Raw genomic sequence first — 6386 nt, forward strand, 5'->3', positions numbered from 1 at the left:
TCTTCACACAGACGGTCCATCCAGCCGAAGACACGGGGCTCCAGGGTCACCCACTGTGGAATGAGGCCAAAGTGCTGCGGCCAGAAGCTGATGCGCTGTTCATCAGGGACGAGGGTGGCAACCAACTGAGGCTGGTCATTCCCTGATGCAGCGGTTACGGAAACAGAAGATGTGGTGGAATTATGTGAAATGGTTTTCATGAAATGACTCCTTAAAGGACAAATAAATGCGTGGTTTTCAGGGTAATGGCTGAATCAGCGCAGGCTCTCCAGCAGGGTTTCCGCCATCACCCACAATGCGCGGTTGAGCTTAATGTCAGTGTCAATGCTGTGAATGGCACGGGTATGGATACGTTTTCCTTTAGCGCTGCGACCTGAAATTCCGCCTTTCAGCATATTCTCCTGAATGGTCTGATAAGCACTCCACAGGTCCTTACCGTAATCCTCCCGGCGTCGTGGCGTCAGAATGTCGGCGGTGGTGACGGGCTGATGTTCGTCACCATAACGGTAAGTCAGTGCCGCCTGTGCCAGCGCCTGGCGTGCCGGTGGCGGCAGAATCAGCGACTGCATGGCATCACGCTTTTCCTCAATCCGGTCAAACACGCCCACCACCTCGTAAGCCCCTTCAATGACTCTGTCCACCACATTTCCCCGGTGCGGAACACGCACTTCCCCCAGAGACTGACCACAGACGCATCCGTTCTGGCAGACGAACCTGAAGTAACCCGGCAGCATCTGGTAGCTGGAGGTACCGTCATGAGAGTTGAGCAGAATAATTTCAGGGACATGTTCTCCGTTTATCTCTCCGGCCCGCCGCAGACGCAGCATGTGTTTTGTGTATCCCCGGCGGCCCGGGTCGCGCACACGGGTCTGGCAGGCGAAGAACGGCTGAAAGCCTTCCCGCTGCAGACTTTCCAGCACGGTGATGGTGGGGATATACGTATAGCGTTCACTGCGGGAGGTATGCCGGTCTTCCCCAAAAATACCGGGTACATAGTGCATCAGTTCTTCGTGTGTCAGCGGACGGTCACGGCGTATCTGGTTCGCATAACCAAAACGACTGGCTAGTCGCATAATTTGCTCCTTATCGGTGGTTAAGATTTACTGGTGTAATAAATGAAAAAGCCACGTCTCCCGGAGAAGACGCGGCCTGATGGGTGAAATGAATGACGTTTATTGTCTGAGAAGACCGTCACTGGCGAGCCGCGTATTAAGCACCTTTCCGGCATCGGATTCAGAATTCCGGCAGCGCCAGCGTCGCTGACCTTCCGTGTTGCGGATAATCCGACGGAAATGCATTCCCGGGTCATCCTGGATAAACACATTGCGGTAAGCTGTTATGACAGCAACCGCCTGCCCGTATGAGAAAGATCCTTCAGCCAGGACATACTCTGTGTAACCCGGCATATCTGTTTTCTCCTGATAAATAAAAAGCCTCTGCCACGCGTTGTGACAGAGGCTGAAGCATGAAACTGACTTCAGGGATCAGTTAACGTTTTTTCCGGAAACGGTAATTAGCAGTGGATGGTAGTCCTGGGGATCGAAAACCGATAACGGCAGACTGACACGATGGCCGTTACTTTCTTCAGTTGCTTTAATGATTTCGGTTGTGGCGACATTTTCCACGCACTCCGTTTCCAGAAATGCGTCTGTGGTTCGCGTGGCATTACTGTCACCAAAAGCTTCCGTTTCCATTTTTCTGGTCACCAGCGTCTGACCATATTTGTCTTTGAGTTGCAGAGTGATGGTGAGGGGGCCAAATCCTTCACCGTTTCCGCCATTATCCAGCCGGAACTGGTAAGCACAAATATTTCCCGGGAGCCATATCGTATCTGTATTGCGTATACTGATGTAACGTTGATCCTGTGCCCGGAGTGGGGCAGACCACGTTAACCCCAGAATGACGCCAGTAATAATGCAGGTTTTGAACAGGTGAATCATGGTATTTACCTCTCATGAGTCATGACGATGACACTGGCAAATCAGGTGATAAAACCTAAAAGGAGCAGAACACACGTTATGCCGGGAGCTCCGGGGGGAATGCTTCTTCCAGTCGGTTAACCATATTGCCGAGATGGGATGCATCATATTCCATGACGGGGCGTTGCCTGATGATACTGACCACCAGTGGTTTGATTAACATATTGGTCGCGGCCCGTTGTTGTATACCGGCGGCGAAAATGATCTCCAGAGCATTCTGATCGATAACACGGGCCAGATTCTCGTTCAGATTTTCAATCTCATGTCCGGTCAGCAGGAAACTGCCGGCAAGCCATGTCACCTGCTCCTGAATCATTGCCAGAATTTTGACGCGATCTTCTTCAACCAGCACTCCGGCAATTTTTCCTGATACAGCGGAGGCAATCATTCCCCCCAGAACACCGCCAACCACACGCCCTGTCAGTGCACCAAATGGTCCCAGTGGACTGAACAGTATCCCGCCCGCCACTGACCCGACAGCACCACCTGCCACACCGGAAGATGCCACGGCAAGATTCCTGATGAACTGCGCACCGGAGATCCGTCCCCGCAACATTTTGATCATGTCAGGGCCGGTTGTGACAGCTACCAGTGCCAGAGATGTCACCAGCGTACCCTTCATTACTTTGTTCAGGGCACTGATATTTCCTGCACCGGTCCCCTTCTGAAGAGCCAGTCGGACAGTCGGGCTGGCAGTCGAAAAATCAATGTGCTTCAGCATACCCTGAACAACACTGAGCCGGTGGAGTTGCTGGGTTGTGACGTAGACAGCCAGTGTGCGGGTGAAGGTTTTTCCTGCCTGGACAGCAGCTGTCTGCAGGGCAGCATCGCGATCGCCGGTGCTGAGCCAGAAGACCGATGCCGTCAGGGCAAAACTGATCCCTCCGGCCGCCAGACTGACAACCGAACCCTCGGCAATATCATAAGTGACCGATTCGATGGTCCCGAACCGGGTGATATTACGGGCCTGAGTATAAGTCAGATGTCCCCGACGAATCAGCCGGGACGCTTCTGCGGGATCGGTTATACCGGGTACTTTACCTTCGCGGATCTTATTCCTCATGGTTTCAACAGCGCCGGCATACTGATCACGGGGGACTTCCAGTTGCATGGGGCCATTATTTCCCATGTAACGATACTGTCCGTTTTGCCCGTCGAATGCCGCACCGACGCTACGGGCTGCAGTTGAACAATATTTCGTCTGGATTTCTGTTCCGCTGACCAGTCTGTCTGCTCCATTTCTGGCATTATTATCACCGAGGATCCGTGTGTTTTTCAGACGGACTCTGTCGACAATATGGTTTCCCCGTTCAGCGGCAAACCCATGTCCCTGCCCTCCGGAAGCAAACATTTTCTCATTTGTACTCCAGGTTTCCGGCAGTTTCATGAGAATCAGACCATTCGCCGTTGCATCGGAAATAAAACTGTTGTAGGGGCGTTCATAAATTTCCTGACACAGTGTTTCTGTTTCGCGACAAAGAGAGGAGCAGTACCATTCCGGATCCGGCTTATGATTTTCCGGGGCATGATGTACTTCTGTCAGCCCGCAGGAGGCACAGATACGAAGCTCATCCACGTGATGGAATGATACAAAACGGCGACCTTCTGAAAAGGGATACCAGTCACCGCCGTCCAGGCAACGATCGAGAAAATCGTCATTCGCTTCCGGTGATAAATTCAGGCGGTTCCGGAAGAGCGTTTTCAGTTCATCAGGTGTGAATGACAGGTTCTCTTTCAACTGTTCGTTAAACCCTGCCATGTTTCTTTCATACCAGGCATTGTTCAGTAACCAGTTTCCGTCTGCCAGTTCAAATTCCCTCAGCTCTCCCCGGGAAATCCGTTGAGAAATGAGCGTCAGCCAGATGCGCTCCGTCAGTGAGTCAGGAAGGCTGTAATCGTTTTGCAAACTGGTCTGCCACGATTTACTGTTGAGCACCGGTTGTTCTTCCAGTGTCTGGCTGATGGCACAGGTCAGTTTTTTCAGCGCCTGGATTTGGCTGGCCGCCCATAGCAGCGTCACTAATGCAGCCAGCCAGTACAACAACCCGCCCCACCACATCAGTGACGGTGAAATATCGTACTGTAACGCGATCAATGGTGCGCATGCAGAACACGCCATAAGGAAAAAGGCAGTATAAAAACAGCAGTAATACCCGTTAATTTCCTTGCTGATATCTTCTGGTGTGATCCCGTTCTGCTGAATGTTTTTGATCTGCAGGGGAACAGCCAGCAGACCACCGGCGAGAGCGGTGGTCAGAATAAATTTCACAGAGTCAAAGGTGTGAGCCTCCAGCGCGATATGTTTACCATCAAGTCCCCACATGAAGCTGATGATCATTCCGGCAATCGTCAGAAATACGCCTGCCAGCCAGCGAATATGGAACAACCGGGTTATGCGTTCGATGATATAGCCAGCCAGTAAGGCCGGGCCGAACAGACACAGCAATATAAGCCCTGCCAGCGCAGAAGCCGTGCTGATTAATGCTCTGAACAAAAGGCGAAGAATGGCAAATCCTGCTATCAGCAGGATCAGCGCGCCGACTATCTGTAACATAGTCACTCCGTGATGAATATCATGTTATTGTTAATGCCAGCGAATGTGGCGTTGAATATCCGTTGCGCCGGTCCGGGTCCCGATCATGATGACCGGGACCACAAAGAGGCGATGGTTCTGTCAGAAAGTCACATTCAGCGTGGCCTGACCGTTATAACCTTCAGCGCTGCTGCCGCTGACACTGTGGGCATAACCGGCCTGAACGCCCAGGGTGATATTTTCCCGGACACGGGCTTCCAGTCCGGCCTGCAGGTCCAGTGACGTGCCATTCTGTGACGGTGAGAACGTCATGTTACTGCCGGCTGCGGCTGTACCCATGCTCATGTCCCCCCGGGAGCTGAAGGTGCGGATAACAGAAGGCTGTACCCACCAGTTCACCGGCAGTTCACGCACACTGTGTTTTGCACTGTCGCGCAGGGTGTCACGGGATGAGGTGCCTTTACCAAAGTTCATATCGTTGTGGCTGCCCAGACGGAAACCGGCACGCACATGTTGTGCACTGCCATGCCCGAACTTCACATAACCGGCGTTATCCTGGCCGTCATCCAGGGAGAGTCCCTGCCAGGTGTACTGCAGTTGTGGCTCCAGCATCAGATTGTCAGTGATACTGAAGGGCAGACCGGTTTCCAGTGAGCCCAGCCAGCCCCAGCCCCGGGCGCGGAAGTCGTTATTGTCCGATGACGCTTTCATGCTGTGGCGGGTTCCCTGGGCCACAATGTCAGCCCACAGGCCGGAGGATGTATGTGTCAGATTCAGGTATCCGCCAAGGCTGCCGGCATCATCCCGGACCGTGCCGGCACGGGAGGCGTCATCATCCTTAACATCAACGGAAGAATGGCCTGCAGCACCATATATCCCTGCGGTCACAGACATACCGGCAACCTCTGTTCTCAGCAGGTCACCCTCCAGGCGGACGAAGCCATAGCTGCCGCTGCTTTCCGGCGTGGCCCCACGGGCAATACCGCCGTTGTTATCGTGACCGAGATGGCCGCCCTGAATGCTGAGACGGACGCTGTTATTTTCACCGTTTACACCGGTCTGATGGCTGCGGGAGCCTGCCAGAATCCGGTCATAGTCCATTGCCTGTGTCAGCATGGAGGCATACAGGGGGACTTCTGCACGATAAGCATTTTCACTGCGCAGATACCAGTCTTCATCGCTGTCACGGTTCAGGGTGTAGTTAAAGGCACCGGCCTGAAGCGGGCGACTCAGGGCAAACGCACCTTCTTCTGTGGTGGCACCATTCTGTGCATCCACAACCCGGATACCCTGTCCGGAGGTTGCCACCCCGAGGTTACTGTTTCCGACATTTGTGAACGCAAGCCAGGTTTTGCCGGTTGCCTGACCACCATTAATCACCAGCTGGTCAGAGGCATTGCTGCCATCAAGGCGAACACGCATATTGATGGTGCCACCCTGACCGGTGAGGTTACTGGTGGTCAGTTTATGGAACGTTACCGGGGAGTCGCCTTTTGCAACAGCACGGCTCAGCGCGGCATCCGGTGTCGTCTGATTATCAAAGCGAATCTCCCCTGCGTTAACAATATCGCCGGTACTGACCACATCACCATTCAGTACCATGCTGGCACCTTTACTGAGCTGTGTTCTGCCACTCAGACTTCCCCCGGCAGCCAGCGTCAGTGTTCCACGATGTCCGACAGTGGTGTTGCTGGCCTGTCCCCCGGCATTAACCGTAAAGCTGCCGCCATTTTCCAGCAGCAGGCCGCTGGCCTGACCGGATATGCCATCAATACTGAACTTACCGCTGGCATTGGTCCCCTCAACAGTGGCACCACTGTCTGCAATCAGGGCACTACCGGATGTCATGGTGACATCTGTTGCCTTACCACCGG

5 protein-coding genes and 1 pseudogene are annotated in these 6386 nt (G+C 53.6%); all 6 read right to left on the minus strand.

What is annotated here, in order from left to right; translation table 11 throughout:
• A pseudogene (locus ACJHWR_RS24825) lies at positions 1-200 on the minus strand (antirestriction protein); the annotation flags it as partial.
• Positions 201-254: 54 nt separating this feature from the next.
• Positions 255-1073: a DUF932 domain-containing protein gene (locus ACJHWR_RS24830; RefSeq protein WP_047938428.1), complete on the minus strand. Its 819-nt coding sequence runs from the start codon at positions 1071-1073 to the stop codon at positions 255-257.
• Positions 1074-1172: 99 nt separating this feature from the next.
• Positions 1173-1406 carry a DUF905 family protein gene (locus tag ACJHWR_RS24835; protein ID WP_001119720.1) on the minus strand — a complete coding sequence of 78 codons (234 nt, stop codon included), beginning with the start codon at positions 1404-1406 and terminating at the stop codon, positions 1173-1175.
• Positions 1407-1484: 78 nt separating this feature from the next.
• Complete coding sequence (locus ACJHWR_RS24840) at positions 1485-1940, minus strand: IrmA family protein (protein WP_000581493.1); 456 nt, start codon at positions 1938-1940, stop codon at positions 1485-1487.
• Between the two features lie 76 nt (positions 1941-2016).
• Positions 2017-4533, minus strand: a complete 2517-nt coding sequence (locus ACJHWR_RS24845; protein WP_059332753.1) for a hypothetical protein — start codon at positions 4531-4533, stop codon at positions 2017-2019.
• Between the two features lie 120 nt (positions 4534-4653).
• Positions 4654-6386 (minus strand): Ag43/Cah family autotransporter adhesin (locus ACJHWR_RS24850; protein WP_410226721.1); only part of this gene is annotated, 1733 nt, incomplete at its 5' end.

Origin of the sequence: Escherichia sp. WS568 (genome assembly GCF_046486085.1) — a bacterium.
Lineage (GTDB): Bacteria > Pseudomonadota > Gammaproteobacteria > Enterobacterales > Enterobacteriaceae > Escherichia > Escherichia coli.

Coding starts and splice junctions, on each gene's coding strand:
- ACJHWR_RS24830 (WP_047938428.1), bottom strand. CDS start 1,073: ATGCGACTAGCCAGTCGTTTTGGTTATGCGAACCAGATACGCCGTGAC.
- ACJHWR_RS24845 (WP_059332753.1), bottom strand. CDS start 4,533: ATGTTACAGATAGTCGGCGCGCTGATCCTGCTGATAGCAGGATTTGCC.
- ACJHWR_RS24835 (WP_001119720.1), bottom strand. CDS start 1,406: ATGCCGGGTTACACAGAGTATGTCCTGGCTGAAGGATCTTTCTCATAC.
- ACJHWR_RS24840 (WP_000581493.1), bottom strand. CDS start 1,940: ATGATTCACCTGTTCAAAACCTGCATTATTACTGGCGTCATTCTGGGG.